This window comes from Streptomyces sp. NPDC126499, assembly GCF_040302485.1.
In the GTDB taxonomy this organism is placed as follows: domain Bacteria; phylum Actinomycetota; class Actinomycetes; order Streptomycetales; family Streptomycetaceae; genus Streptomyces.
Window position 1 is genome coordinate 213,688 of the sequence record NZ_JBEOUO010000007.1, and the last position, 25,409, is coordinate 239,096.

Genomic DNA, 25,409 nt, shown 5'->3' on the forward strand with positions numbered 1-25,409 from the left:
TCGCGGCTCTGTGCGCCATGGCGGCGGTGGCCGTGGCCGTCGCGGAGCGCCGCCGCCGCCGGCAGGCGCTCCGGCGGATGACGGAACTCCTCACGGCCGGGCAGCCGCAGCCGGGGCCTTCGCCGGGCCGGAGGGGCGGCCTCCCTGCCCCGCTGAGGGCCTGGGGCGTGCCGTGCCTGGCGGGTCTCGGCGCGTTTGTGCTGATGGGAGGGCTCCTCGGTCTCCTCGCCGGGATCGGCGCCGCGTGGGGACTCAGGCGGTGGCAAGCGCGACGGCCACCGGGCGCGGTCGCGGGTGGCGGCGCGGTCGACGCGCAGGCGGTGCGTCAGCTGCCGCTCGCCGCCGACCTGCTGGCGGCCTGCGCCTCCGCCGGGGCCGGGCCGGTCGAGTCCGCCGAGGCGGTCGGCCGGTCGCTGGGCGGACCGCTCGGGGAGCGGCTGGTTCGTACGGCGGCGGAGCTTCGGCTCGGGGGCGAACCGGCCGAGGTGTGGCGGAGGTTCGGGGCGATACCCGGCGCGGAGGGCCTGGCCCGCTGCCTGGAGCGCGCGGCCTCCTCCGGGGCCCCTGCGGCCGAGGCCGTGGCGCGGCACGCCGACGGGCTCCGGGCGGCACGCGCCCGCGCTGCGACGACCCGGGCACAGCGGGCACAGGTGCTGATCACCGCGCCGGTCGGCTTGTGCTTCCTGCCCGCCTTCCTGGCGGTGGGGGTGGCACCGGTGGTGATCGGTCTGGCGAGCGGACTGCTCGGTGGGCGGTGACAGCGGACGAGAAAAGGACGGCACCGGGACACGACGGCACGCCGACGAGGCGAGCGCCGGCACGACGACATGACGACACGCCGGCACGACGACACGAGTGGGACGAACGGGAGTGACGGGATGAAGATCGGAAAGCGCGTGAACGGGTGGTGGCGGACCCGGAGGGCCGCGGCACGGCGGGACGCCGGAATGAGCACGACGGAGTACGCGATGGGCACGATCGCGGCGGCGGCCTTCGCCGCCGTGCTCTACAAGGTCCTCACCAGCGGCGCGGTCACGAAGGCCCTGGAGTCGGTGATCGGGAAGGCCCTCGATGCGCCGTTCTGACCGGGGTTCGGTGAGCGCGGAGGCCGCGGTCGTGCTGCCCGCCCTGGTCCTCTTCACCGCGGCTCTGCTGTGGGCGCTGGCCGCGGCTGCCGCACAGATCCAGTGCGTCGACGCGGCCAGGGCCGGGGCACGGCTGGTGGCCCGCTCGGAGCCGGTGCCGTCCGCCGAGGCCGCGGCCAGGGCCGCCGCTCCCGAAGGCGCCAGGGTCGGCGTCGTACGGGAGGGCGACCTCTGGCGGGTCACCGTGGAGTCGACGACACCCGGGCCCGGCGGGCTGGGGCTCACCCTGCGGGCCGCGGCGGTGGCACTCGCCGAGGACACGCTGTGAGGGGCACCGGCCGGGCCGACCGGGGAGCGGCGACGGTGTGGACGGCGATCGCGGCCTGCGCGCTGTGCGTCGTCTTCGGCGCCGTGCTCGCGCTCGGCCAGGCCGTCACCGCGCGCCACCGTGCGGGCGGCGCGGCCGACCTGGCGGCCCTCGCCGCCGCCGACCGCGCCCTGTGGGGCGAGGAGGACGCCTGCGCGGCCGCCACCCGGGTGGCGGCGGCCCAGGGCGCCACCCTGGTGCGCTGCCGGGTCCGCGAGGACATCGCGGACGTCACCGCCCGCGTCACCCTCGGCCCCTGGACGACCGCGACCAGGTCGCGCGCGGGCCCTCCGCTGTCCGCGTCCCTTCCCGGCCCGTCGCCGGGGCCACCTCGCCCGTAAGGCTGATCACGAGCCCTGCCTCGTCGGCGCCCGGGCCCCCGGGCTCACCCGGGCTACGCCCCGTCCGAGTCCGGTCGCGCGTCCGGTCCGGGGTCCGGCCCGGCACCTGGTCCCGTGTCCGGTCTGGCACCTGGTCGCGCGTCCGGTCCGGCGTCCGGCCCGGCACCTGGTCCCGCGTCGGGTCCGGGGTCCGGCCCGGTACCCGGTCCCGCCTCCTGCCCCGCACCCGGCCCCGAGCCGGCCCCTGCGCCCTTCTCGGTGTCCTCCTCAGGGGCTCCGCGCAGGAGCTCCGTCAGCAGGCGGACGGCGCCTCGTTTGTGGAGGGGGTCGTTGCCGTTGCCGCATTTGGGGGACTGGATGCAGGAGGGGCAGCCGGAGTCGCATTCGCAGGAGGCGATGGCCTCGCGGGTGGCGGTGAGCCAGGAGCGGGCGGTGTGGAAGGCGCGTTCGGCGAAGCCGGCGCCGCCGGGGTGGCCGTCGTAGACGAAGACGGTCGGCAGCAGGGTGTCGGGGTGGAGCGGGACGGAGACTCCGCCGATGTCCCAGCGGTCGCAGGTCGCGAAGAGCGGCAGCATGCCGATGGAGGCGTGTTCGGCGGCGTGCAGGGCGCCGCCGAGGATCTCCGGGTTGATCCGGGCGGCGTCCAGCTGGTCCTCGGTGACCGTCCACCACACGGCCCGGGTGCGCAGGGTGCGGGGCGGCAGGTCGAGTCTGGTCTCGCCGAGCACCTCGCCGGTGATCAGGCGGCGGCGGAGGAAGGAGACGACCTGGTTGGTGACCTCGACGGAGCCGTAGCAGAGGCGGCCGGCTCCCCACGGGATCTCGGTGTCGGTGGACAGGACGGAGATGGAGGTGGTGTCGCGGGCGGTGGTCGAGTAGGGCGGGTTCGCCTCCTCGACGAGGGCCACCGAGTCCTTGAGGTCGAGCTCGCGGACCAGATAGGTGCGGCCCTGGTGGAGGTGGACGGCCCCCTCGTGGACGGAGGCGTGGGAAGCGGCCTCGTCGACCGTGCCGAGCAGCCGGCCGGTGCCGGCCTCGACGATCCGGACGGGCGTGCCGCCGCCACCGCGGATGTCGGTCAGGTCGGCGGCCCGCTCCCGGCGCGTCCAGTACCAGCCCGTGGAGCGGCGGCGCAGCAGCCCGGCGGCCTCCAGCTGGGGCAGCAGATCCGGCACGGCCGGGCCGAACAGTGCCAGGTCGGGCTCGGTCAGCGGCAGCTCGGCGGCGGCGGCGCACAGGTGCGGGGCGAGGACGTAGGGGTTGTCGGGGTCGAGGACGGTCGACTCGACGGGCTGCCGGAAGATCGCCTCCGGGTGGTGGACCAGGAAGGTGTCCAGCGGATCGTCGCGGGCGACCAGGATCGCGAGCGCGCCCTCGCCGCTGCGGCCCGCGCGGCCGGCCTGCTGCCACAGGGAGGCCCGGGTGCCCGGGTAGCCGGCGATCACGACGGCGTCCAGGCCCGAGACGTCCACGCCCAGCTCCAGGGCCGTCGTGGCGGCCAGACCGAGGAGTTCCCCGGAGTGCAGGGCCCGCTCCAGGGCACGGCGCTCCTCGGGCAGATAGCCACCCCGGTAGGCGGCGACACGCCGGGCGAGGGAGCGGTCGACCTCGGCGAGGCGTTCCTGGGCGATCACCGAGATCAGTTCGGCGCCGCGGCGGGAGCGGACGAAGGCGACCGAGCGGACGCCCTGCACCGCCAGGTCGGTCAGCAGGTCGGCGGTCTCGGCGGTGGCGGTGCGGCGGACGGGGGCGCCCTGCTCGCCGTGCAGCTCGGTCAGCGGCGGCTCCCACAGCGCGAAGACCATGTCGCCGCGCGGGGAGGCGTCGTCGGACACCTCCGTGACCGGCAGGCCGGTGAGACGGCCGGCGGCGAGGGCCGGTTCGGCGGAGGTGGCCGACGCGAGCAGGAAGACCGGCTCGGAGCCGTACCGGGCGCAGACACGGCGCAGTCGGCGCAGCACCTGGGCGACGTGGGAGCCGAAGACCCCCCGGTAGGTGTGGCACTCGTCGATCACGACATAGCGCAGGGAGCGCAGGAAGGAGGCCCAACGGGGGTGGGAGGGAAGTATGCCCCGGTGCAGCATGTCGGGGTTGGTGAGCACGTAGTTGGCGTACTGACGGACCCACTCGCGTTCCTCGACCGGCGTGTCGCCGTCGTAGACGGCGGCCCGGATCCGGTTGCCGAGCGGTGCGGCCAGCTCGCGCACGGCGCGCCGCTGGTCGGCGGCGAGGGCCTTGGTGGGGGCCAGGTACAGGGCGGTGGTGCCGCGCCCGTTGGCGGCCTCGGCGCCGTCCAGGAGGGTGGACAGGACGGGGGTGAGATAGGCGAGCGACTTGCCCGAGGCGGTTCCTGTGGCGATCACCACCGAGGTGCCGTCCAGAGCGTGCTCGGCGGCTTCGGCCTGGTGGGCCCAGGGGTGCTCGATGCCGGCCTTCTCGATGGCGGCGATCACCTCGGCCCGGATGCGGTGCGGCCAGACGGCATGACGGCCCGCACGGGCGGGCAGATGCTCCGTATGGGTGATGCGCGCGGCCCGGCTCTCGCCTCGCGAGAGCCGGTCGAGGACCTCACCGGGAGAGGGGCGACTGCCCGCTTCCCCGGTGGGTCGGCTGGGACGGTGATTCTTGGCCATCGGCACCGAGTGTGTCACCGGCGTGACGGACAATGCTTCCAAGGCGTCGTGCATGACTGCCGGTAAGTGATTGAATGCCATCGCGGCCGGCATCCGTCCCGTGGCTCCGCACGGGAGACCTCGAGGGACGGCCGCTCGATAGCTAGGTGCTGGAGGACCCGTGGACCTGTCTCTGTCGACTCGCACTGTGCCCGGCCCCAATGGCGACCGTACGGTCGTCGAGGTCGGTGGCGAGATTGATGTGTATACCGCGCCCAAGCTGCGCGAGCAGTTGGTCGAGTTGGTGAACGACGGCAGCTACCACCTGGTTGTCGACATGGAAGGCGTGGACTTCCTCGACTCGACCGGCCTCGGCGTGCTGGTGGGCGGCCTGAAGCGCGTCCGCGCGCATGAGGGATCGCTGCGTCTGGTCTGCAACCAGGAGCGCATTCTCAAGATCTTCCGGATCACCGGTCTGACCAAGGTGTTCCCGATCCACACCTCGGTCGACGAGGCCATCAACGCCGCCGACTGAGGCCACGCGCAGCCGTCGCTCCGCAGAGCCCGCGCAGCCGCCGAGAACCCCAGGGGGATCGATCGCATGGCCACCGTTGAACTCCTCTTCAGCGCCCAGCCCGAGCACGTCCGCACGGCCCGCCTGGTGGCTGCCGCGGTGGCGCGCAGGGCCGGGGTCGACGAGGCGGTCCTCGACGAGGTCCGGCTCGCCGTCGGCGAGGCCTGCTCCCGAGCGGTCGGGCTGCATCGCAGCAACGGCGTGACCACCCCGGTCAGAGTCGTGCTCACCGAGGAGGAGAAGACCTTCTCCATCGAGGTCGGCGACGAGGTGCCGGGCGCGGGCGTGGCGGCGGCGGATGCCGCCGGTGTGCCCGGTGCGCGTGCCGCGGCGCCGGCCGAGGAGTTCGACGATGCCGACGGCGAGGACGAGATGGGCCTCGCGGTGATCCGCGGGCTCGTCGACGACGTCGAGGTGATGGCCGGGGAGGACGGCGGCACCATCCGCATGAGCTGGCCCGCCAACCCGGACGCCCCACTCGCCTGACCCCGGCGCCGCTCCCGGGATCACCCGATCACTCGGTCAGCTGATCAGCCACCGGAAAGAGGCCTTGCATCGCAGGGCCTCTTTTTCGTTCTCGCACGCCATCGAATGGTTCAGGGCCGTTACCGCATTCGGTGGTACTTACGAACTATTCATGATTTCGCACTGCGGCGCCCTGCTTTGACCGGGTTTGCCTCCTTACAATCCGGCTTGTCTTGACCACGCGACGTCAAGGAGGACGGAATGGCGGGTCTCGCAGCCGCGGTGCTCACTCAGGAGAACCGCGTGATCGTGGTCGTCGTCGCGGCGGTCGCGCTCGCGGCGCTGGTCGTGGCGCAAGTCCTGGTCCGCCAGGTCCTCGCGGCCGGCGAGGGCACGGACACCATGAAGAAGATCGCCGCGGCCGTGCAGGAGGGCGCGAACGCCTATCTCGCCCGGCAGCTGCGCACCCTCGGCGTCTTCGCCGTCGTCGTCTTCTTCCTGCTCTTCCTGCTGCCCGCCGACAACTGGTCGCAGCGAGCCGGACGCTCCCTGTTCTTCCTGGTCGGCGCGCTCTTCTCGGCGGTCACCGGATACATCGGCATGCGGCTCGCCGTCCGTGCGAACGTACGCGTCGCCGCGGCGGCCCGGGAGGCCACGCCCGCCGAGGGGCAACCGGAGAAGGATCTGCCGTCCGTCTCCCACCGGGCCATGAAGATCGCCTTCCGCACCGGCGGTGTGGTCGGCATGTTCACCGTCGGCCTCGGACTGCTCGGCGCCTCGTGCGTCGTGCTCGTCTACGCCGCCGACGCGCCCAAGGTCCTGGAGGGCTTCGGCCTCGGCGCCGCACTCATCGCGATGTTCATGAGGGTCGGCGGCGGCATCTTCACCAAGGCCGCCGACGTCGGTGCCGACCTCGTCGGCAAGGTCGAGCAGGGCATCCCCGAGGACGATCCGCGCAACGCCGCCACCATCGCCGACAACGTGGGCGACAACGTCGGCGACTGCGCGGGCATGGCCGCCGACCTCTTCGAGTCGTACGCCGTCACCCTCGTCGCCGCGCTGATCCTCGGCAAAGCCGCCTTCGGCGACCTCGGCCTCGCCTTCCCCCTGATCGTGCCGGCGATCGGCGTGGTCACCGCGATGATCGGTATCTTCGCGGTCGCCCCGCGGCGCGCCGACCGCAGCGGGATGACCGCCATCAACCGGGGCTTCTTCCTCTCCGCCCTCATCTCGCTCGCCCTCGTCGCCGTCGCCGTCTTCGCCTACCTCCCGTCCTCCTACGCCGACCTCAAGGGCGTCACCGATCCCGGCATCCCCGCCCACAGCGGAGACCCGCGGGTGCTCGCCCTGGTCGCGGTCGCCATCGGCATCGTGCTCGCCGCCCTCATCCAGCAGCTCACCGGCTACTTCACGGAGCCCAGCCGGCGCCCGGTCCGCGACATCGGCAAGTCCTCGCTGACCGGCCCCGCCACCGTCGTCCTCGCCGGCGTCGCCATCGGCCTGGAGTCGGCCGTCTACACGGCCTTCCTGATCGGTCTCGCGGTCTACGGGTCGTTCCTCCTCGGCGGCGCCTCCATCACACTGGCGCTGTTCGCGGTCGCCCTCGCCGGCACCGGGCTGCTCACCACGGTCGGCGTGATCGTCGCCATGGACACCTTCGGCCCCGTCTCCGACAACGCCCAGGGCATCGCCGAGATGTCCGGCGACGTACAGGGCGCCGGAGCGCAGGTCCTCACCGACCTCGACGCCGTCGGCAACACCACCAAGGCGATCACCAAGGGCATCGCGATCGCCACGGCCGTCCTCGCCGCGGCCGCGCTCTTCGGCTCCTACCGGGACGCCATCGCGACCTCCGTCAGTGAAGTGGGGGCGAGGGCGAGCGAGATGAACCTCTCCATGAACATCTCCCAGCCCAACAACCTCTTCGGGATGATCCTCGGCGCCGCGGTCGTCTTCCTCTTCTCGGGCCTCGCCATCAACGCCGTGTCCCGGTCGGCCGGTGCCGTCGTCTTCGAGGTGCGCCGGCAGTTCCGCGAGCACCCCGGGATCATGGATCACAGCGAGAAGCCCGAGTACGGGCGGGTCGTCGACATCTGCACCAAGGACGCGCTGCGCGAGCTCGCCACGCCCGGACTGCTCGCCGTGATGGCCCCCATCGCGGTCGGCTTCACCCTCGGCGTCGGCGCGCTCGGCTCGTACCTCGCCGGGGCGATCGGCACCGGCGCCCTGATGGCCGTCTTCCTCGCCAACTCCGGCGGGGCCTGGGACAACGCCAAGAAGCTGGTCGAGGACGGTCATCACGGCGGCAAGGGCAGTGACGCGCATGCCGCGACCGTCATCGGCGACACGGTCGGCGACCCCTTCAAGGACACCGCGGGCCCGGCGATCAACCCGCTCCTGAAGGTGATGAACCTGGTCGCGCTGCTGATCGCGCCCGCCGTGGTGCAGTTCAGTTACGGCGACGACGCCAGCGCCTGGCTGCGGGCGCTGGTCGCCGTCGTGGCGATCGCCGTGATCGTGGTCGCGGTACGCGTCTCCAAGCGGCGGTCGGTGGCGGTCGGGGCGGACTCGGCCGACGACCGGGACGACTCCTCGACGGGCGCGGCGGTCACTCCGTAGCGCTCGCCGACGGGTCGTCATGGCGGGGCGGGCGTCGTCTTTCTGACGTGACGTCTGCCCCTGTCTCCTTGGTGCAAACGGATTCAATATCGGATGAATCGGTCGCACGATCGGTGGAAGTCGTCGGTACGACGTGTATGTTCCGGGGCCGAGAGCCTTGGAAGGGACCGATCCGGTGAACAAGAAGCTTGCGGCCGCACTGTCCGGCGGCGCGGTACTGGTGCTCGTGCTGTCCGGTTGCGGCGACGACGAGGGCGACAAGGTCAACGACTGGGCCAAGACGTTCTGCGACCAGGCGCAGCCGCAGATCCAGAAGCGGGCCAACGCCAACCAACTGATCATCTCCACGGCGGCCGACAGCAAGCCCGCCACGATCCAGGCGGCCGACTCGAAGGCCTTCCAGGACATCGCCGACGCCGACCGGGCGCTCGCCAAGGCCGTCGAGAGCGCCGGGGCGCCGCCCGTCGCCAACGGGGAGAAGATCCAGCAGGACGCCATCAAGGAGCTCAACGCCACGGCGGTCGCGTACGACGGACTGAAGAAGCAGGTCGACGCGCTCGACACGTCGAACCAGCAGAAGTTCGCCGACGGGCTCAAGGTCGTCTCGGACAACCTCGCGAAGATCCAGAACATGGACCAGGACGCCGTCGCCAAGCTCCAGGCGGGCGAGCTCGGCCAGGCCATGGCCAAGCAGCCGGGCTGCCAGACCCCGAAGGCGTCCACCCCGCCCGCCTCCCCGAAGGCGGGCGGCCCGGCGAGCACGCCGGCCACCAGCCCGTCCGGCAAGCCCAGCGCCTCCGCCAAGAGCGAGGAGTAACCCTCCCCGCGGGCAGCCGCGCCACGGGCCGGTCCGGTGTCCTCGCCGGACCGGCCCGCCGCTGTCCCCGGCCGTACGCCGAGCCCGTCGTCGGCCGTTGTCCACAACCCGGCCGCGGCGCCCCCCTCCCCGCCCGCCGAACTCGCCCGTTGTCCACAGGCGGCCTCGTCGGTGCGGCCGTTGTCGGTGGTGGCCGTCACAATGGGGCACGTGAGTACGACCAGCACGACCCCCAGCCTTCCGGTGCCCACGCACGCCGCCCGACTGCGCGAGGCGCTGCTCGCCGCCGACTTCACCGCCGACGGCCTGCTCGAGCTGCTCGGTGCGCAGGCCTATGCCGCCCTCGCCCGCAGCGAGACCGTGCCCGCGCTCCGGGCCACCCGCGGGGACTCCCCGCTGGAGACCCTCGTCCGTATCTTCCTGCTCCAGCGGTCGGTGGAGCGGAAGCGGGCCGCGGCCGCGCTGCCCCTGGAGGAGGCGATCGCCGACGGCTGGGTGGTCCGCGAGGACGACGCGGTGTTCGCTACGGTCGACGTGCGGCCGTACGGCGGCCCGGACGGCGAGGACTGGTTCATCGTCTCCGACCTCGGCTGCGCCGTCGGCGGCGCCGGCGGCATCGGCAAGAAGGACGAAGGGGTCGTCCTCGGCGTCGGCGGGGCCTCCACCACCCTCGCCGGCATCACCGTGCGCACGCCCGTCGCCACCGCCCTCGACCTCGGCACCGGATCCGGCATCCAGGCCCTGCACGCCGCCCAGCACGCCACCCTGGTCACCGCCACCGACCTCAACCCGCGCGCCCTGGACTTCACCCGGCTCACCCTCGCCCTGTCCGGCGCCCGCGGCGCCGAGCTGCTGCAGGGCTCGCTCTTCGAGCCGGTCGACGGCGACACGTACGACCTGATCGTCTCCAACCCGCCGTTCGTGATCTCCCCCGGCACCGGGCTCACCTACCGGGACGGCGGCATGGCCGGCGACGACCTGTGCCGCACGCTCGTGCAGCAGGCCGGCGACCGGCTCAACGACGGCGGATACGCCCAGTTCCTCGCCAACTGGCAGCACGTCGAGGGCGAGGAGTGGCAGGACCGGCTGCGTTCCTGGGTGCCGCGCGGCTGCGACGCCTGGATCGTGCAGCGCGAGGTCCAGGACGTCACCCAGTACACCGAGCTGTGGCTGCGCGACAGCGGCGAGCACCGCGGCGACCCGGAGGAGTACCGGCTGGCGTACGGGCGGTGGCTCGACGAGTTCGAGGCACGCGGGACCAGGAGCATCGGCTTCGGCTGGATCACCCTGCGGAAGAACGCCGCCGTCGCTTCCGGCGCGATCGAGCCGTCGATCGTCCTGGAGGAGTGGCCGCACCCGGTCGAGCAGCCGCTCGGCGACACCGTACGGGCCCACTTCGAGCGCCAGGACTATCTGCGCACGCACGACGACGCGGCCCTGCTCGCCGACCGCTTCGTCCTCGCGCCGGAGGTCGTGCAGGAGCAGGTCGGCCTGCCCGGCGCCGAGGACCCCGAGCATGTGCTGCTCCGGCAGAACCGCGGGATGCGCCGCGCCACCCGCGTCGACCACGTCGCCGCCGGCTTCGCGGGCGTGTGCGACGGCTCGCTGAGCGCCGGACGGATCCTCGACGCCATCGGGCAGCTCACCGGCGAGGACCCGGTCCTGCTGCGGGACCGCACCCCGCAGGCCATCCGGCTGCTCGTCGAGGAGGGCTTCCTGCTGCCGGTCACCGGAGAGGAGACCGGGTGAGTCGATACAAATCGAGCGCGACGAGGGCGCCCTCGTCGAGCCCCGGATCGCGATGCGCCCCCTGCGGGACGCCTTCCGCGCCATCCACCTGACGCTGCCCTGGACCTGCTGCGCGCCACCGACCCGCGCTGGTACGCGCACAGGTCGCCGACTGCTACGCCGTACCGGAGGACGCACCCTTCCTGCGGCCGTATCTGACGGACCCTGAGGCGGCGTGCGCGGCACTCGCAGCCGCCTGTGCGGCACGGTGGGAGGGGGCCATCGCGCCGTACGGCCCGAAAGGCCACCAGAGAAGTTCCGCTTCCTCGGCTCCGCCCGGCTGCTGCCGGTCGGCGGGGCCCTGTCCTACCGCGCCCTGTTCAACTGGGCGACGCCGCCCAGGTTCATCGGAACTCTGCTGGTGGGGACGCCCCTTCAGGTTTTCTTCTTCGTCTTCCTCGGACGGGAACTCGGCGTCTCCGACGACCGTTTCCATGGTGTCGGCAACGCCGTGCCCGCAGCTTCCGCCTCCTGCGTGGACGGCGGGACGATGGCCGTCGCCGACGAGCGCCGGTACGGCGCCCTCGGGGCCGTCCTGCTCTCACCCCGGCACCGGGGCCCGCGTGGGCGGGTCGCGCTCTGCCGTACGTCCTCAACGGGCTGCTCATCAGCGCGTTCGTGCTCACCGCCGCCGCGACCGTGCTCGACCTGCCCGTGCCGCCGGGCGCGCTGCCCGGCCCCGGCCTGCTCCTGCTGACGGGCGCCCCCGTGCCCCGGGACACCTGTCGGAGTGGATGCGCATCGCCGGCGAGCTGCTGCCGCTGACCCATGCGATCGACGTGATGGGGAGGACGAGATGGGGAGGACATGACGTGATCGACGTGACGTGAGTGTCGTGATGTGAGCGATATGACGAAAGGAGAGAGGAGGACGCAGGAGTACCGGCCATCCTCGTGAAACCGTTCGGGACCCTCCGCGCCGTTCACCCGGAATTCGCCCCTACGACGCCGCGAGGTGCCAGCCTCGGCTCGGGGGGCCGAAGAGCCACGGGCGACGGAACGGGGTACGGGCATGGAGAGCGGGCCGGCGATCTTCGCGGGAGCGGCGTTCACGCTGTTCGGAGCCGCGCTGCTGCTCTGGACGGGCGTCCGGGTGCGGCACCGCGAGCCCGTCGCGCTCGGCGTCACGCCGGGCGCCGCCGCCGCGCTCAGCACCCTCTTCGGGGCCGTCTTCCTTCTCCTCGGGATCTGGTGCTTCGGGCGGCTGTGACGCGGCCCCGGCCGGACGGACGCCCCGCCGGTCCGGGAGTCCGGGCGGCAGGAAGGGCAGAAGTCGGGTTACCGTTCGAGTGGCCGTTGCGGGCTTTCGCCGTTTGACACGGGGGCGGGTTGTACCGTCACACTCCGCAGCGACGACAGTGTCACCGTACGTGCCACTGCCGTGCGTGCCAGCGCCGTACGTACGCTGCGCCGTACGTACGCAGTCAGTACGTGCCAGAGAGCGTCGACCGGAGAGAAGAGCGAAGTTGTCCCCGACCAGCGAGACCGCACAGGGCGGCCGCCGACTCGTCATCGTCGAGTCGCCTGCCAAGGCGAAGACGATCAAGGGCTACCTCGGCCCCGGCTATGTCGTCGAGGCGAGCGTCGGGCACATCCGCGACCTCCCGAGCGGCGCCGCCGAGGTGCCGGAGAAGTACACCGGCGAGGTGCGCCGCCTCGGCGTCGACGTCGACCATGACTTCCAGCCCATCTATGTCGTCAACGCCGACAAGAAGGCGCAGGTCAGGAAGCTGAAGGAGCTGCTCGCCGAGTCCGACGAGCTCTTCCTCGCCACCGATGAGGACCGCGAGGGCGAGGCCATCGCCTGGCACCTCCAGGAAGTCCTGAAGCCCAAGGTCCCGGTCCACCGGATGGTCTTCCACGAGATCACCAAGGACGCGATCCAGCAGGCCGTGCGCAACCCGCGCGAGCTGAACAAGCGGATGGTCGACGCCCAGGAGACCCGCCGCATCCTCGACCGCCTCTACGGCTACGAGGTCTCGCCGGTCCTGTGGAAGAAGGTCATGCGGGGCCTGTCCGCCGGCCGTGTCCAGTCCGTCGCCACCCGGCTCGTCGTCGAGCGGGAGCGCGAGCGCATCGCCTTCCGCTCCGCCGAGTACTGGGACCTCACCGGCACCTTCTCCACCGGCCGCGCCGGCGACCCCTCCGACCCGTCCTCGCTGGTCGCGCGGCTCGCGACGGTGGACGGCAAGCGGGTCGCGCAGGGCCGTGACTTCGGCGCCGACGGGCAGCTGAAGACCGCGAACATCCTCCACCTCGACGAGGAGAAGGCCCGCGCCCTCGCCGCCTCTCTCGCCGACACCCGCTTCACCGTCCGCTCGGTCGAGTCGAAGCCGTACCGCCGCTCCCCGTACGCCCCCTTCCGCACCACGACCCTCCAGCAGGAGGCCAGCCGCAAGCTCGGCTTCGGCGCGAAGGCGACCATGCAGGTGGCGCAGAAGCTGTACGAGAACGGCTTCATCACCTACATGCGTACGGACTCCACCGTGCTGTCCGACACCGCCGTGGCCGCGGCCCGGGCGCAGGTCACGCAGCTGTACGGCGCCGAGTACCTGCCGGAGCAGCCCCGCGTCTACGCGGGCAAGGTCAAGAACGCCCAGGAGGCGCACGAGGCGATCCGGCCTTCGGGTGATCGTTTCCGCACCCCGGCGGAGACCGGTCTGACCGGCGACCAGTTCAGGCTCTACGAGCTCATCTGGAAGCGGACCGTCGCCTCCCAGATGAAGGACGCGACCGGCAACTCGGTCACCGTGAAGATCGGCGGCACCGCCGCCGACGGCCGCGACGCCGAGTTCTCGGCCTCCGGCAAGACGATCACCTTCCACGGCTTCATGAAGGCCTACGTGGAGGGCGCCGACGACCCGAACGCCGAGCTCGACGACCGCGAGCGGCGCCTGCCGCAGGTCGCCGAGGGCGACGCGCTCGCCGCCGAGGAGATCACCGCCGACGGCCACGCGACCAAGCCGCCGGCCCGCTACACCGAGGCCAGCCTGGTCAAGGAGCTGGAAGAGCGGGAGATCGGCCGCCCGTCGACGTACGCCTCGATCATCGGCACCATCCTCGACCGCGGCTACGTCTTCAAGAAGGGGACGGCGCTCGTGCCGTCGTTCCTCTCCTTCGCCGTCGTCAACCTCCTGGAGAAGCACTTCGGGCGGCTCGTCGACTACGACTTCACCGCCAAGATGGAGGACGACCTCGACCGTATCGCGCGCGGTGAGGCCCAGGCCGTGCCGTGGCTGAAGCGGTTCTACTTCGGTGAGGGCGGCTCCGCGGGGACGCAGGGCGGCGCGGCGGACGCCGGCAACGGCGACGGCGACCACCTCGGCGGACTGAAGGAGCTGGTCACCGACCTCGGCGCCATCGACGCCCGGGAGATCTCCTCCTTCCCCGTCGGCAACGGCATCACGCTCCGCGTGGGCAAGTACGGCCCGTACATCGAGCGCGGCGAGAAGGACCAGGAGGGCTACCAGAAGGCCGACATCTCGTCGGACCTGGCGCCCGACGAGCTGACCGTCGAGTACGCCGAGGAACTGCTCGCCAAGCCGAGCGGCGACTTCGAGCTGGGCAAGGACCCCGTCAGCGGCAACATGATCGTCGCCAAGGACGGGCGCTACGGCCCGTACGTGACGGAGATCCTCCCCGAGGACACCCCGAAGACCGGCAAGAACGCCGTCAAGCCGCGCACCGCCTCCCTCTTCAAGTCGATGTCGATCGACACGGTGACCCTGGAGGAGGCGCTCAAGCTGATGTCGCTGCCCCGGGTCGTCGGCACCGACCCCGAGGGCGTCGAGATCACCGCGCAGAACGGCCGCTACGGGCCGTACCTGAAGAAGGGCACGGACTCGCGCTCGCTCACCAGTGAGGACCAGCTGTTCACGATCACGCTGGAGGAGGCGCTGGCGATCTACGCCCAGCCCAAGCAGCGTGGCCGCGCCGCCGCCAAGCCCCCGCTGAAGGAGCTCGGCACCGACCCCGTCAGCGAGAAGCCCGTGGTCGTCAAGGACGGCCGCTTCGGCCCGTACGTCACCGACGGCGAGACCAACGCCACCCTGCGCACCGGCGACAGCGTGGAGACGATCACGCCCGAGCGCGGTTACGAGCTGCTCGCCGAGAAGCGGGCCAAGGGCCCCGCGAAGAAGACGGCCAAGAAGGCACCGGCGAAGAAGACCGCCGCCAAGAAGACCGCGGCGAAGAAGACCACCTCCACCGCCAAGAAGACGGCCGCGAAGAAGACCACGGCCGCCAAGACCACCACGGCGAAGACGGCGACGAAGGCGGCGGCCAAGAAGACCACCGCCGCGAAGAAGACGGCCACCGCGCCGTCGGAGTGACGGCGGCCGTCGCCGAACCGGAGTGACCTTCCCGGCAGCACGGGGGGTGCGGACCACCGGGTCCGCACCCCCCGTCTGTTTGTTCGGGTGGACGCCGCAGGGAGCAAGAACGTCCGGATAGGGTGGACGGATGACGCGAGCAGAGCAGCCAGACACCGACGCCGCACTCGTCGCCGATTCCCGGGAGCGTGCCGTACGGGCCCTGTTGCGCCACCAGCCCCTGCGAAGGCTGTGGAGCGCCCAGCTCGTCGGCGGTACGGGCGACGCCCTCGCCCTCCTCGTCCTCATCCTGCTCGGACTCCAGGCGGCCGCCGCCGCCGGAGCCCTCGGCGGCGGGTACCGGGGCGCCGCCTTCGCCGTGGCCGCCGTGATCGCCGCCCGGATGTTCGCCGCCGTCCTCTTCGGCGCCGTGCTCCTCGGCCCGCTCACCACCCTGACCGCCCCCGGCGGCCCCCTCGACCGCCGCTGGACCATGATCGGCGCCGACGGACTGCGGCTCGCACTGCTCGTCGTCGCCCCCCTGTGGATCGACTGGACCCCCGACGGCGCCCTCGCCTTCCTCCTCGGCACCGCCTTCCTCACCGGCGCCGCCGAACGCCTGTGGACGATCGCGAAGGAGAGCGCCGCCCCCGCGCTGCTGCCCGCCCCGCCGCTCGAAGGCGCCGCCGTCCGGCCGCTGCCCGACCACCTGGGCGCACTGCGCACGCTCAGCCTGCGCACCGGCTTCCTGTCGGTGCCCGCCGCGGCCGCCGTGCTGCTGCTCGCGACGCTCCTGAGCAACCTGCTCGGCAGCGGCGTCGACTGGTTCGGACGGCACCAGGCCGCCCTCGGCTCCTACGTCGCCGCCGGGCTGTTCGCCGCCTCCGTCTCCGTGCTGTGGATGCTCGAACTGCCCGGCGACCGCACCCCGCGCCCCCGCTCGCCCCTGGAGGGCCTGCGACTGCCCGCGGACAAGGGCCGCACCGGCGCGCTCGGGCTGCTCGTCCTGGCCTGCGCCACCGTCGCCGCCGCCATCGCCGCCGCCGCGGCCGTCGCCGTGCTCCACGCCGTCGACCTGGACGGCGGGCCCGTCACGTACGCCCTGCTGATCCTCGCGCTCAGCGGCGCCACCGCCGTCGGCATCCGCACCGCCGGATCGGTCCTCACCGTCCTCTCCCGGCGCCGGCTGCTCGCCCTCGCGCTCGCCGTCACCGGCGTCGCGCTGCTCGCCATGGGCCTCGTCCCGGACACGGCGACCGTGCTCGCGCTCGCCGCGCTCGCCGGTTACGCCGCCGGTGTCGCCGCCCGCACCGGGCACGGCCTGATCGACCAGGAGACCGAGGAGGCCCGCAGGGCCCGCGTCACCGACCACCTCCAGGCCGTGGTCCGCGTCGCCATCGGCGTCGGCGCGCTCGGCGCCCCCTTGCTCGCCGCCGCCATCGGCCCGCACCGGCTCGCCTCCGGAAGCTTCGTCTTCGCCCACGGCGGCGCCGCCTTCACCCTGATGCTGGTCGGCGCGCTGCTCCTGCCCGTCGCCGCGCTCGTCCTCGCCAAGACCGACGACCGGGCCGGCGTCCCGCTCCGCCGCGACCTGCGCGACGCGCTGCGCGGCGGCGACCCGGCCCAGGCACCGTCGGCGACCGGCTTCTTCATCGCCCTGGAGGGCGGCGACGGCGCCGGCAAGTCCACCCAGGTCCAGGCGCTCGCCGAGTGGATCCGCGCCAAGGGCCACGAGGTGGTCGTCACCCGCGAGCCCGGCGCCACCCCGGTCGGCAAGCGGCTCCGCTCGATCCTGCTCGACGTCTCCAGCGCCGGACTGTCCAACCGCGCCGAGGCGCTGCTGTACGCGGCCGACCGCGCCGAGCACGTCGACTCGCTGGTCCGGCCCGCCCTGGAGCGCGGGGCGGTCGTGATCTCCGACCGGTACATCGACTCGTCCGTCGCCTACCAGGGCGCCGGCCGCGACCTGTCCCCGACCGAGATCGCCCGCATCAACCGCTGGGCGACCGGCGGCCTCGTACCGCACCTGACCGTGCTGCTCGACGTCTCCCCGGAGACCGCCCGCGAGCGCTTCACCGAGGCCCCGGACCGGCTCGAGTCCGAGCCGCCCGAGTTCCACGCGCGCGTACGGGCCGGTTTCCTCGCCCTCGCCGCCGGCGACCCCGGCCGCTACCTCGTCGTCGACGCCGGCCAGGAGCCGGAGGCCGTCACCACCGTCGTACGCCACCGACTCGACCGGATGCTGCCGCTCTCCGAGGCCGAGGTGAAGGCCCAGGAGGAGGCCCGCCGCAAGGCCGAGGAAGAGGCCCGGCGGAAGGCCGAGGAAGAGGCCGCCCGCAAGGCCGAGGAGGAGCGCCTGGAGCGCGAGCGCCAGGAACAGCTCGCCAGGCTCCGTGCCGAGGAGGAGGAGCGCAAGCGGCGCGAGGAGGAAGAGGCCCGCCGCCTGGAGGCCGAGCGCCAGGCCGAGGAGGCCCGGCAGCGCGCCGAGGAGGCCCGGATCGCCGCCGAGGAGGAGCGCCGGCGCCGCGAGGCCGAGGAGAAGGCGCGCCGCGAGGAGGAGGCCCGACGCCGCAAGCAGGCCGAGGAGGAGGCCCGGCTGCGGGCCGAGGCCGAGGAGCGCCGCCGCGAGAAGCAGCGCAAGGCCGAGGAGGCGCTGCTGCGCGCCGAGGAGGCCCGCCGGCTCGCGGAGGCCGCGGCGGCGAAGGCGGCCGAGGAGGCTGCCCGCAAGGCGGCGGAGGAAGCCGCCCGTAAGGCCGCGGCGGAGAAGGCGGCGGCGGACCGTGCCGCCGCAGAGAAGGCAGCTGCGGAGAAGGCAGCCGCCGAGAAGGCGGAGGCCGAGCGCAGGGCCGCCGAGGCGAGGGCTCTGGAGCAGTCGGCGAACGAGGTCACGGTGGCGACGCCGATCGTGCAGCCGGACGCCGCGAAGTCGGGCGACGTGCAGCCGGGGGCGTCGGGGGCCGCAGAGACCGACGCGAGGCAGACCGACGCGAGGAAGTCCGACCCGAGGAAGTCGGGCTCGAGGAATCCGGGCGGCTCGAAGTCCGGCGGCACGAAGTCCGGCCCGGCGGCGGACGACACGCCCACCGTGTCCCCGAACGAGGTCACCGTCCCCACCCCGATCGTCAGGCTCGACGAGGACACCACGGTCATCCCGCGGATCCGGGACGTCGACGAGACGGCCGTGCTGCCGCAGGTCCGGGACGCCGACGATACCGCCGTGCTCCCGCCCGTACGGAACACCGACCCCGCCGACCGGGTGCCGCAGGACTTCTTCCGCGACGAGCGCGACCGGGGCGAGGAGACCGCCGGCGCCAATGACCGCACCCGCGAGCTGCCCCAGCTCGACGAGCACGGCAGGCCGCGGAGTCGCCCGGACTGGGCCGAGGAGACCCCGCTCGACGACCTGCCGACCCTCGCGGACGAACTGCTCGGCTCGTTCGGGGACGACGACGAGGAGGACCGCCGGCGCCGGCGCTGACGTTCGCCGGGCGCCCCGCGGTCTGGCACGTCCGCCCGTGCCCGCGGCCGACGGGGCTGTCGGTGCGGTGCCCCACAATGGGAGGCGTACCTGAGGAGGGGCATCAGACATGGCCGTATGGGACGACCTCGTGGGGCAGCCGCGGGTCCAGGAGCAGCTGGCCGCCGCCGCGCGCGACGCCGACGCGCTCGTGACCGCGCAGGCCGCCGGCGAGTCCGCTCCCGACGCGTCGAAGATGACGCACGCCTGGCTGTTCACCGGGCCCCCGGGGGCCGGGCGGGACACGGCGGCGCGGGCGTTCGCGGCGGCGCTGCAGTGTGTGAGCCCCGACCGGGCGCTCGGCGGGGCACCCGGCTGCGGCTTCTGCGACGGCTGCCACACGGCTCTCATCGGGACCCACGCCGATGTCGAGGTGGTCCGCACGGACCTGCTCTCCATCGGCGTGAAGGAGACCCGTGACCTGGTCCGGCGGGCCCAGCTGTCGCCCGCCGTCGGCCGCTGGCAGGTCATCGTCCTGGAGGACGCCGACCGGCTGACCGAGGGCGCGGCGAACGTGCTCCTGAAGGCGGTGGAGGAGCCCGCGCCGCGCACGGTGTGGCTGCTGTGCGCGCCGTCCCTGGAGGACGTGCTGCCCACCATCCGCTCCCGCTGCCGGCACCTGACCCTGACCACTCCCTCGGTGGAGGCCGTCGCCGACCTGCTGATCCGCCGCGACGGCGTCGAGCCGGAGGCGGCGCACACGGCGGCGCGGGCCACCCAGGGGCACATCGACCGGGCCCGGCGGCTCGCCACCGACGAGCGGGCCCGCGCCCGCCGTGCCGTGGTGCTCAAGCTCCCGCTGCGGGTCGGGGACGTCGGTGCCGGGCTGCGGGCGGCCCAGGAGCTGATCGACGCGGCGGCCGAGGACGCCAAGCAGGCCGCTGAGGACGTCGACGTCAAGGAGACCGAGGACCTGAAGGCGGCGCTCGGCGCGTCCCAGGGCGGCCGGATGCCGCGGGGCACGGCCGGGGCGATGAAGGAGCTGGAGGAGCGGCAGAAGCGCCGCCGCACCCGGACCCAGCGCGACAGCCTCGACCTCGCGCTCACCGACCTGACCGGCTTCTACCGCGACGTGCTCGCCCTTCAGCTGCGGGCGAGGACCCCGCTGGCCAACGAGGACGTGCGCGACGCCCTGGAGCAGATCGCCCGCGACACCACCCCCGAGCGCACCCTGCGCCGGATCGAGGCCGTGCTCGCCTGCCGCGAGGCCCTCGACCGGAACGTGGCGCCGCTGCTGGCGGTGGAGGCGATGACGATGGCCCTGCGGGACTGATCCGGGGGGCGGGACCGAGTTGGGCCGGGACTGATCCAGGACCGGGACCGAGCCGGGTCCGAGCTGATCCCGGCGCCGGGGGTGATCCGGGGCCGGGACCGAGCCGGGTCCGAGCCGGGTCCGAGCTGATCCCGGCGCCGGGACTGTTCCGGGGCCGGGACCGGGCCCGTTCCGGACTGATCCGGGGCCGGTTGTCCACAGGGCCGATGGGACGGGCTGTCCGAACGGCCGGTTGTCCACAGGGCCGATTGGACACGTTCCGTACCCGTCCGGATACGCTCCGGGGATGGACTCCAGGCGCCTGCTCCGCATCTCGGCCACCGCCCTCGCGGTCGGTGGCCTCGTCCTCTCCGGCTGTACGAGCGGGAGCGGCGCCGCCGCGCCCTCGCCGAGCCGGGCCGCCGTCTCGGGCGAGCCGGCCGCGCCCGCCGCCCTGGCGCGGTACTACGCGCAGAAGGTGAGCTGGCGGGACTGCGGTGTGGCGGACTTCCAGTGCGCCACGGTGCGGGTGCCGCTCGACTACGCGAAGCCGGGCGGCGACGAGGTGGAGCTCGCCGTCTCCCGCTCCAGGGCCACCGGCCCCGGCAAGCGGCTCGGCTCGCTCCTGGTGAACCCGGGCGGCCCCGGCGGCTCGGCGGTCGGCTATGTCCAGGGCTTCGCCGGCATCGGCTACCCGGCCCCGGTGCGGGCGCGCTACGACATCGTGGGCGTCGACCCGCGCGGTGTGGCGCGCAGCGAGCCCGTCGAGTGCCTCACGGGCCCGGAGATGGACGCGTACACGCAGGTCGACGTGACGCCGGACAGCGCGGCCGAGAAGGCCGCCCTGGAAGGCTCCTTCAAGCAGTTCGCGGCGGCGTGCGAGAAGCGCTCCGGCAAGGTGCTGCCGCATGTCTCCACCGTGGCGGCGGCGCGTGACATGGACATCGTGCGGGCGGTGCTCGGCGACGAGAAGCTGACGTATGTGGGTGCCTCCTACGGCACCTTCCTCGGCGCCACGTACGCCGAGCTGTTCCCGGAGCGGGCCGGGCGGCTCGTCCTCGACGGGGCGATGGACCCGTCCCTGACCGCCGAGCAGCTCAACCGGGAGCAGACCGCCGGCTTCGAGACCGCGATCAACGCCTTCGCGGCGGACTGCGTGACCAAGGCCGACTGCCCGCTGGGCACGGAGTCCGTCCCGGCGGCCCTCGCCGCCCTGCAGCGCTTCTTCCGCGCGACCGACGCCGAGCCGGTGCCGACGGACGGGAGCCGGAAGCTGGGCGAGTCCCTCGCCACCACCGGGGTGATCACCGCCATGTACGACGAGGCGGCCTGGCCGCAGCTGCGGGAAGCGCTGACCCGGGCGATGGGCGGAGAGGGCTCGGCGCTGCTCGCCCTGGCCGACACGTATTACGAGCGGGAGGCGGACGGCTCCTACGCCAACCTGATGTTCGCGAACGCGGCCGTGAACTGCCTGGACCTGCCGCCCGCCTTCGCCGGGCCCTCGGCCGTCGAACGGGCGGTGCCGTCCTTCGAGAAGGCCTCACCGGTCTTCGGCCGCAACCTCGCGTGGGCCGCCCTGAACTGCACCTACTGGCCCACCCCGGCCACCGGCCGTCCCCATCGCATCACCGCCGAGGGCGCCCCGCCGATCGTCGTCGTCGGCACCACCCGCGACCCCGCCACCCCCTACAAGTGGGCCCGCTCCCTCGCCGAGCAGCTCTCCTCCGGGATCCTCCTCACCTACGACGGCGACGGCCACACCGCGTACGGCCGGGGCAGCGACTGCGTCGACACGGCGATCAACGCCTACCTCCTGGAGGGCATCCCCCCGCAGGACGGAAAGCGCTGCTCATAGCCCCCGGACGGCCCTCTTCCGGGGGTGGTCGGAGCACCCCTGGAAACTGTGTAGACTTGGCGACGCTGCTGCACCCACCATGGGACCGCACGGCTTGCCGCCTTAGCTCAGTTGGCCAGAGCAACGCACTCGTAATGCGTAGGTCTCGGGTTCGAATCCCGAAGGCGGCTCACTGGAAACCCCAGGTCAGACTCGTCTGACCTGGGGTTTTGTGGTTCAGGGGGCGCGTCGGCGGGGCCGGGAGCGTGCCGCGCGTGTGGCCGTGGTCTCCGTTTCGGTCTCGGTCGGGGCCCGGAGGGTTCGGCGGGGGTCCGGGGCCGCTCTTTTGCAGTTTCAAGATCAACCGGACAGGGGCTTGGGCTCCGTCGACCCTTTCTGGCGGGGCCACGGCCACCCGGACGGAAGCCCGGTCCAACGCCTTTTATGATCGAGCGAATTGAAGATCGATCATGAGGGGACGGGGGCGTCATGGTGCTTCGGAAGGTACGCGGTGGGGCTGTCGGGATCGCGCTGGTACTGGCGCTGGCCGGCTGCTCGGGCGAGGGCAAGGGCGAAGCGAGCGGCGGAGGAACCGGCGGCGGTGGCGAGAAAGCGGCCGCCGGGCCGTTCACCTCGTCTCAGGTGGCGCAGGCCATTCCGGGCAAGCTCGCCGCGCCCAAGGGGTGGACGGGGCGGACCCCGCAGGTGCAAGAGGGCAGCGAGATGCAGGAGTTCTGCCAGTTGAAGGGCTCTTGGAACTGCGCCGGGCTCACCGCCGTAGCGACCACCCAGCACTCCAAACTGGACAGTAACGGTGAGGTCGACGTGGACTTCCAGCTGCTGGCCTACGACTCCGTCGACAGCGCCAAGGTCGGCCTGAAGACAGTCGTCGCGCACCACCATGAGAAGAACCCTGCCGCGATCAAGCCCTTGACGATCGACGTGGGCGCCGACGAGACCGACGCCTACGCGAAGGAGGAAACCACGGTCGCGGCGCTCCGCGTCGGCACGGTCGTGGCCCTGGTGTACGGGGATCACCTGCCCAAGGACCAGGATCTGCGGTCGTTCGCCACGATGCAGGTGCAGCGCATCACCACCGTCGCCGCCGGCAAGAACCCGGACGCGTAGGCGGGCTCCTTTGGGCGCCGTCCCGGAGCAGGACCGGACCCCGGCGACCGTTCTCCCTTGTCGGACCGGGCCGCTAGAGTCGCGGTCATGGGGGAACGGCAGACGCGTACGAGGCGGTGCAAGCAGTGCCACCGGCCGCTCGACGGGCGGCGGTGGGGGCGGCCGAAGCGGTTCTGCACCCGGTGGCACCGGGTGCGGTACTGGCTGGAGGAGCTCGCCGAGCTCGTGTTCGGCTAGGGCCGACCCTCGGAAGGTCGGGCAGGGGCAGCCGGGGCTGCCCCGCGCCGGACCGGGGCGGGGCAGCCCCGTAGGTCACCGGCTGGGCGCGAGGCCCGGCTGGTCGAAGGTGTCCGGGACGGGCAGGGTCGCCCAGTGGCCGATCGGCCAGGCGACCACGACGGCGCGGCCCACGACGTCCGAGGCGGGGACCATGCCGCCGTGGCTGTCGTTCTGGTGGTAGCGGGAGTCCAGCGAGCTCTGCCGGTGGTCGCCCATCACCCAGAGGCTGCCGCTCGGCACCGTGACCTTGAACTGGCCGCTGGGGTCCGTGCTGCAGGCCGTGTTGCCCGGGTAGACGTACGGCTCGGTGAGCGGCTTGCCGTTCACCTTCAGCGGGCCCGCGCCCGCGCACTCCACGGTGTCACCGGCCACACCGATCACGCGCTTGATCAGGTGCTGCTCCCCGGCGGCCGGCATCAGTCCCACGAAGCTCAGGAACTTCTGGGCCGCGTTGGGCTCCTGCACCGGGTTCCCGGCGAGCCAGCCGGCGGGGTCGCGGAAGACCACGACCTCGCCCCGGGCCGGTTCCGAGCCGAACCAGGGGGTGAGCTTGTCGACCAGGACGCGGTCGTTCTCCTGCAGGGCGTTCTGCATGGAGCCCGAGGGGATCAGGAACGCCTGGAGCAGGAAGGTCTTGATCAGGAACGCCAGGCCGAGCGCCACACCCGCGAGGATCGGAAGCTCCACCCAGAACGGCCGCTTCGGCTTCGGCCGCTTCCCGGAGGCGTTGCCCGCCTCGTCGGAGGGAGCGTCGTCCGGTCCCTGCCCGTCGGATCGCGCGTCGATCACCGAGTTGCCCATGTCCGTCCTCTACCCCTGGCTCCGTCGATCCCATGCCGTGAGCAACGACCCTACGGCCCCACGGCGCCCGCCCGGCGCCCCTTGACGGCTCCGCACCACGTACGAGTGACCCCGGCCCGGCCTCGTCCCGCTCTGTGGTCCCCGGCGGCGGGGCGCCGGCGGACTTCCTAGGATGCGCACGCGCGCGACACACGCGGAGAACGGGGAGGGGCGGCATGGGCGAGGAGCTCGTGGTCACCGAGCGGACGCGATTGAGGCGGATGCGGCACAAGGGCAGCCACCGGCGGGCGGACCTGGACGCCGTGCTCGCGGCGGGGTTCCTGTGTCACCTCGGGGTCGTCGTGGACGGGGCGCCGATGGTGGTGCCGACCGTGTACGGGGTCGAGGGCGACCGCATCTACCTGCACGGTTCGGTGGCGAGCCGCAGCCTCGTGCAGGCACCGGACGGGGTGGTGTGCGTCAGCGTGACGCACGTCGACGGGCTGGTGCTGGCGCGGTCGGTGTTCGAGCACGGCGTGAACTACCGCAGCGCGATGATCTACGGCGTCCCGCGGCTGGTCACCGACCCCGAGGAGAAGCTGCGCGGACTGCGGGCGCTCACCGAGCAGTCCTCGCCGGGACAGTGGGAGTACGTGCGGCAGCCCAGCCGCAAGGAGCTGGCGGCGACCGCGCTCGTGGCGCTCGACCTGACCGAGGCGTCGGTGAAGATCGCGAGCGGGCCGCCGGACGACGGCGAGGGGCCCGACGCGGAGCTGGGGGTCTGGGCCGGGGTCCTGCCGCTCGTCACCCGGTTCGGCGCGCCGGTCGCGGACCCGCTCCTGCCGGCCGGCATCGAGCCGCCGCCACATATCGCGGAGCGGGCCGGGCAGGTCGTGGGCGGGCCGGCCGATCACGTGGACCGGGCCGAGCACGTGGACCGCGGCTGACGGCCTTCTCTACGGATGCGGGCCGACCCGGCTGGCCGCGGGCTCCCGGTGCCTCCCCGAGCACCGACCGACCGACCGCGAGGGCGCGGTTCGCCCGGACGGAGCATGGAGGAGGCGGATCGCCGCACTCGGGGCGGGCGGCGGGGCATGACTGGGAAGACCCCCGTCACCCGCACCCCCGAGGAGCACGTCATGACCATGAACACCGTGATCTACCCCGTGAAGGACCTGGAGCGGGCCAAGGCCCTGTTCACGGCCCTGCTCGGGACCGGGCCCAGCGTGGACGAGCCGTACTACGTCGGCTTCGACATCGACGGGCAGCACTTCGGCCTCGACCCCAACGGTCACGGCAAGGGGCTGACCGGGGCCGTCGCCTTCTGGGACGTCGACGACCTGCGCGGCACGCTCCAGGCGCTGCTCGCCACCGGGGCGGAGACGGTGCAGGACGTGCAGGACGTCGGCGGCGGTCTGCAGATCGCCACGGTCAAGGACGCCGACGGCAACATGATCGGTCTGCGGGCCTCCGCGGAGTAGACCGGGCGTAGACCGGGCATGGGCTCCGCCGAGTAGGCCGGGCGTAGCTTCCGCAAAGTGGGCCGGGCACGAGGGGGCTCGGACGAGTTCGGACACGTGGCCTCGGACGAGTCCGGACACCGTGGGCTCGGAGGCACTCCGGACTCCGTGGGCTCGGAGGC

General features: G+C 73.0%; 20 protein-coding genes and 1 tRNA gene. 19 read left to right on the plus strand and 2 right to left on the minus strand.

Annotated features, from left to right (window positions below; translation table 11 throughout):
* Window positions 1-17 precede the first annotated feature (17 nt).
* From ABTZ91_RS12875 to ABTZ91_RS12890, 4 genes are all read left to right on the plus strand, one after another.
* Complete coding sequence (locus tag ABTZ91_RS12875) at window positions 18-758, plus strand: type II secretion system F family protein (RefSeq protein ID WP_407077952.1); 741 nt, start codon at window positions 18-20, stop codon at window positions 756-758.
* A 120-nt stretch (window positions 759-878) separates the two neighbouring features.
* Window positions 879-1,085 carry a DUF4244 domain-containing protein gene (locus ABTZ91_RS12880; protein ID WP_352077169.1) on the plus strand — a complete coding sequence of 69 codons (207 nt, stop codon included), beginning with the start codon at window positions 879-881 and terminating at the stop codon, window positions 1,083-1,085.
* Entirely contained in the window at window positions 1,072-1,413 is a 342-nt protein-coding gene (locus tag ABTZ91_RS12885; protein WP_352077170.1) for a TadE family type IV pilus minor pilin, read from the plus strand. The genes ABTZ91_RS12880 and ABTZ91_RS12885 overlap by 14 nt, the downstream gene beginning before the upstream one ends.
* Window positions 1,410-1,793 (plus strand): Rv3654c family TadE-like protein, encoded by a 384-nt coding sequence (locus tag ABTZ91_RS12890; protein WP_352077171.1) that lies wholly within the window; start codon window positions 1,410-1,412, stop codon window positions 1,791-1,793. The genes ABTZ91_RS12885 and ABTZ91_RS12890 overlap by 4 nt, the downstream gene beginning before the upstream one ends.
* 53 nt (window positions 1,794-1,846) lie before the next feature.
* On the opposite strand, the gene ABTZ91_RS12895 is transcribed toward ABTZ91_RS12890, so the two are convergent.
* Window positions 1,847-4,507, minus strand: coding sequence for a DEAD/DEAH box helicase (locus tag ABTZ91_RS12895; protein WP_407077944.1), 2,661 nt, complete (start codon window positions 4,505-4,507; stop codon window positions 1,847-1,849).
* A 79-nt stretch (window positions 4,508-4,586) separates the two neighbouring features.
* Between ABTZ91_RS12895 and ABTZ91_RS12900 the strand changes: the two genes are divergently transcribed.
* The 13 genes from ABTZ91_RS12900 to ABTZ91_RS12960 all read left to right on the plus strand — a co-directional run bounded on the left by ABTZ91_RS12900 (window position 4,587) and on the right by ABTZ91_RS12960 (window position 22,945).
* Window positions 4,587-4,940 (plus strand): STAS domain-containing protein, encoded by a 354-nt coding sequence (locus tag ABTZ91_RS12900; protein ID WP_345487142.1) that lies wholly within the window; start codon window positions 4,587-4,589, stop codon window positions 4,938-4,940.
* A gap of 66 nt (window positions 4,941-5,006) precedes the next feature.
* Window positions 5,007-5,465, plus strand: a complete 459-nt coding sequence (locus ABTZ91_RS12905) for an ATP-binding protein (RefSeq protein ID WP_352077173.1) — start codon at window positions 5,007-5,009, stop codon at window positions 5,463-5,465.
* Window positions 5,466-5,705: 240 nt separating this feature from the next.
* A complete protein-coding gene (locus tag ABTZ91_RS12910; RefSeq protein ID WP_352077174.1) occupies window positions 5,706-8,063 on the plus strand; it encodes a sodium-translocating pyrophosphatase in 2,358 nt (785 codons plus the stop codon).
* Between the two features lie 175 nt (window positions 8,064-8,238).
* Window positions 8,239-8,880, plus strand: coding sequence for a small secreted protein (locus ABTZ91_RS12915; protein WP_352077175.1), 642 nt, complete (start codon window positions 8,239-8,241; stop codon window positions 8,878-8,880).
* Window positions 8,881-9,081: 201 nt separating this feature from the next.
* Window positions 9,082-10,629: a class I SAM-dependent methyltransferase gene (locus tag ABTZ91_RS12920; RefSeq protein WP_352077176.1), complete on the plus strand. Its 1,548-nt coding sequence runs from the start codon at window positions 9,082-9,084 to the stop codon at window positions 10,627-10,629.
* Window positions 10,630-11,679: 1,050 nt separating this feature from the next.
* Complete coding sequence (locus tag ABTZ91_RS12925; protein WP_352077177.1) at window positions 11,680-11,877, plus strand: hypothetical protein; 198 nt, start codon at window positions 11,680-11,682, stop codon at window positions 11,875-11,877.
* Between the two features lie 256 nt (window positions 11,878-12,133).
* Window positions 12,134-14,998 carry a type I DNA topoisomerase gene (gene topA / locus ABTZ91_RS12930; protein ID WP_352077178.1) on the plus strand — a complete coding sequence of 955 codons (2,865 nt, stop codon included), beginning with the start codon at window positions 12,134-12,136 and terminating at the stop codon, window positions 14,996-14,998.
* 130 nt (window positions 14,999-15,128) lie between these two features.
* Complete coding sequence (tmk, locus tag ABTZ91_RS12935) at window positions 15,129-18,455, plus strand: dTMP kinase (RefSeq protein ID WP_352077179.1); 3,327 nt, start codon at window positions 15,129-15,131, stop codon at window positions 18,453-18,455.
* A 109-nt stretch (window positions 18,456-18,564) separates the two neighbouring features.
* Complete coding sequence (locus ABTZ91_RS12940) at window positions 18,565-19,767, plus strand: DNA polymerase III subunit delta' (protein WP_352077180.1); 1,203 nt, start codon at window positions 18,565-18,567, stop codon at window positions 19,765-19,767.
* A 286-nt stretch (window positions 19,768-20,053) separates the two neighbouring features.
* Window positions 20,054-21,601 (plus strand): alpha/beta hydrolase, encoded by a 1,548-nt coding sequence (locus tag ABTZ91_RS12945; protein ID WP_352077181.1) that lies wholly within the window; start codon window positions 20,054-20,056, stop codon window positions 21,599-21,601.
* 96 nt (window positions 21,602-21,697) lie between these two features.
* Window positions 21,698-21,771: transfer RNA gene (locus ABTZ91_RS12950), tRNA-Thr, on the plus strand.
* A gap of 298 nt (window positions 21,772-22,069) precedes the next feature.
* Window positions 22,070-22,708: a hypothetical protein gene (locus tag ABTZ91_RS12955; protein WP_352077182.1), complete on the plus strand. Its 639-nt coding sequence runs from the start codon at window positions 22,070-22,072 to the stop codon at window positions 22,706-22,708.
* 87 nt (window positions 22,709-22,795) lie between these two features.
* Window positions 22,796-22,945: a hypothetical protein gene (locus ABTZ91_RS12960; RefSeq protein ID WP_352077183.1), complete on the plus strand. Its 150-nt coding sequence runs from the start codon at window positions 22,796-22,798 to the stop codon at window positions 22,943-22,945.
* A 75-nt stretch (window positions 22,946-23,020) separates the two neighbouring features.
* Here ABTZ91_RS12960 and lepB read toward each other — a convergent pair whose 3' ends face one another.
* Window positions 23,021-23,788 (minus strand): signal peptidase I, encoded by a 768-nt coding sequence (lepB, locus tag ABTZ91_RS12965; protein ID WP_352077184.1) that lies wholly within the window; start codon window positions 23,786-23,788, stop codon window positions 23,021-23,023.
* 215 nt (window positions 23,789-24,003) lie between these two features.
* Here lepB and ABTZ91_RS12970 point away from each other — a divergent pair, with 215 nt between their 5' ends.
* On the plus strand, window positions 24,004-24,714 hold the full coding sequence (locus tag ABTZ91_RS12970) for a pyridoxamine 5'-phosphate oxidase family protein (RefSeq protein ID WP_352077185.1): 711 nt from the start codon (window positions 24,004-24,006) through the stop codon (window positions 24,712-24,714).
* 147 nt (window positions 24,715-24,861) lie between these two features.
* Window positions 24,862-25,248: a VOC family protein gene (locus ABTZ91_RS12975; protein ID WP_407077945.1), complete on the plus strand. Its 387-nt coding sequence runs from the start codon at window positions 24,862-24,864 to the stop codon at window positions 25,246-25,248.
* Window positions 25,249-25,409: the final 161 nt, after the last annotated feature.

Coding starts and splice junctions, on each gene's coding strand:
- ABTZ91_RS12875 (WP_407077952.1), top strand. CDS start 18: ATGGCGGCGGTGGCCGTGGCCGTCGCGGAGCGCCGCCGCCGCCGGCAG.
- ABTZ91_RS12880 (WP_352077169.1), top strand. CDS start 879: ATGAAGATCGGAAAGCGCGTGAACGGGTGGTGGCGGACCCGGAGGGCC.
- ABTZ91_RS12885 (WP_352077170.1), top strand. CDS start 1,072: ATGCGCCGTTCTGACCGGGGTTCGGTGAGCGCGGAGGCCGCGGTCGTG.
- ABTZ91_RS12895 (WP_407077944.1), bottom strand. CDS start 4,507: ATGGCATTCAATCACTTACCGGCAGTCATGCACGACGCCTTGGAAGCA.
- ABTZ91_RS12905 (WP_352077173.1), top strand. CDS start 5,007: ATGGCCACCGTTGAACTCCTCTTCAGCGCCCAGCCCGAGCACGTCCGC.
- ABTZ91_RS12910 (WP_352077174.1), top strand. CDS start 5,706: ATGGCGGGTCTCGCAGCCGCGGTGCTCACTCAGGAGAACCGCGTGATC.
- ABTZ91_RS12920 (WP_352077176.1), top strand. CDS start 9,082: ATGGGGCACGTGAGTACGACCAGCACGACCCCCAGCCTTCCGGTGCCC.
- ABTZ91_RS12925 (WP_352077177.1), top strand. CDS start 11,680: ATGGAGAGCGGGCCGGCGATCTTCGCGGGAGCGGCGTTCACGCTGTTC.
- tmk (WP_352077179.1), top strand. CDS start 15,129: ATGACGCGAGCAGAGCAGCCAGACACCGACGCCGCACTCGTCGCCGAT.
- ABTZ91_RS12940 (WP_352077180.1), top strand. CDS start 18,565: ATGGCCGTATGGGACGACCTCGTGGGGCAGCCGCGGGTCCAGGAGCAG.
- ABTZ91_RS12945 (WP_352077181.1), top strand. CDS start 20,054: ATGGACTCCAGGCGCCTGCTCCGCATCTCGGCCACCGCCCTCGCGGTC.
- ABTZ91_RS12955 (WP_352077182.1), top strand. CDS start 22,070: ATGGTGCTTCGGAAGGTACGCGGTGGGGCTGTCGGGATCGCGCTGGTA.
- ABTZ91_RS12960 (WP_352077183.1), top strand. CDS start 22,796: ATGGGGGAACGGCAGACGCGTACGAGGCGGTGCAAGCAGTGCCACCGG.
- lepB (WP_352077184.1), bottom strand. CDS start 23,788: ATGGGCAACTCGGTGATCGACGCGCGATCCGACGGGCAGGGACCGGAC.
- ABTZ91_RS12970 (WP_352077185.1), top strand. CDS start 24,004: ATGGGCGAGGAGCTCGTGGTCACCGAGCGGACGCGATTGAGGCGGATG.
- ABTZ91_RS12975 (WP_407077945.1), top strand. CDS start 24,862: ATGACTGGGAAGACCCCCGTCACCCGCACCCCCGAGGAGCACGTCATG.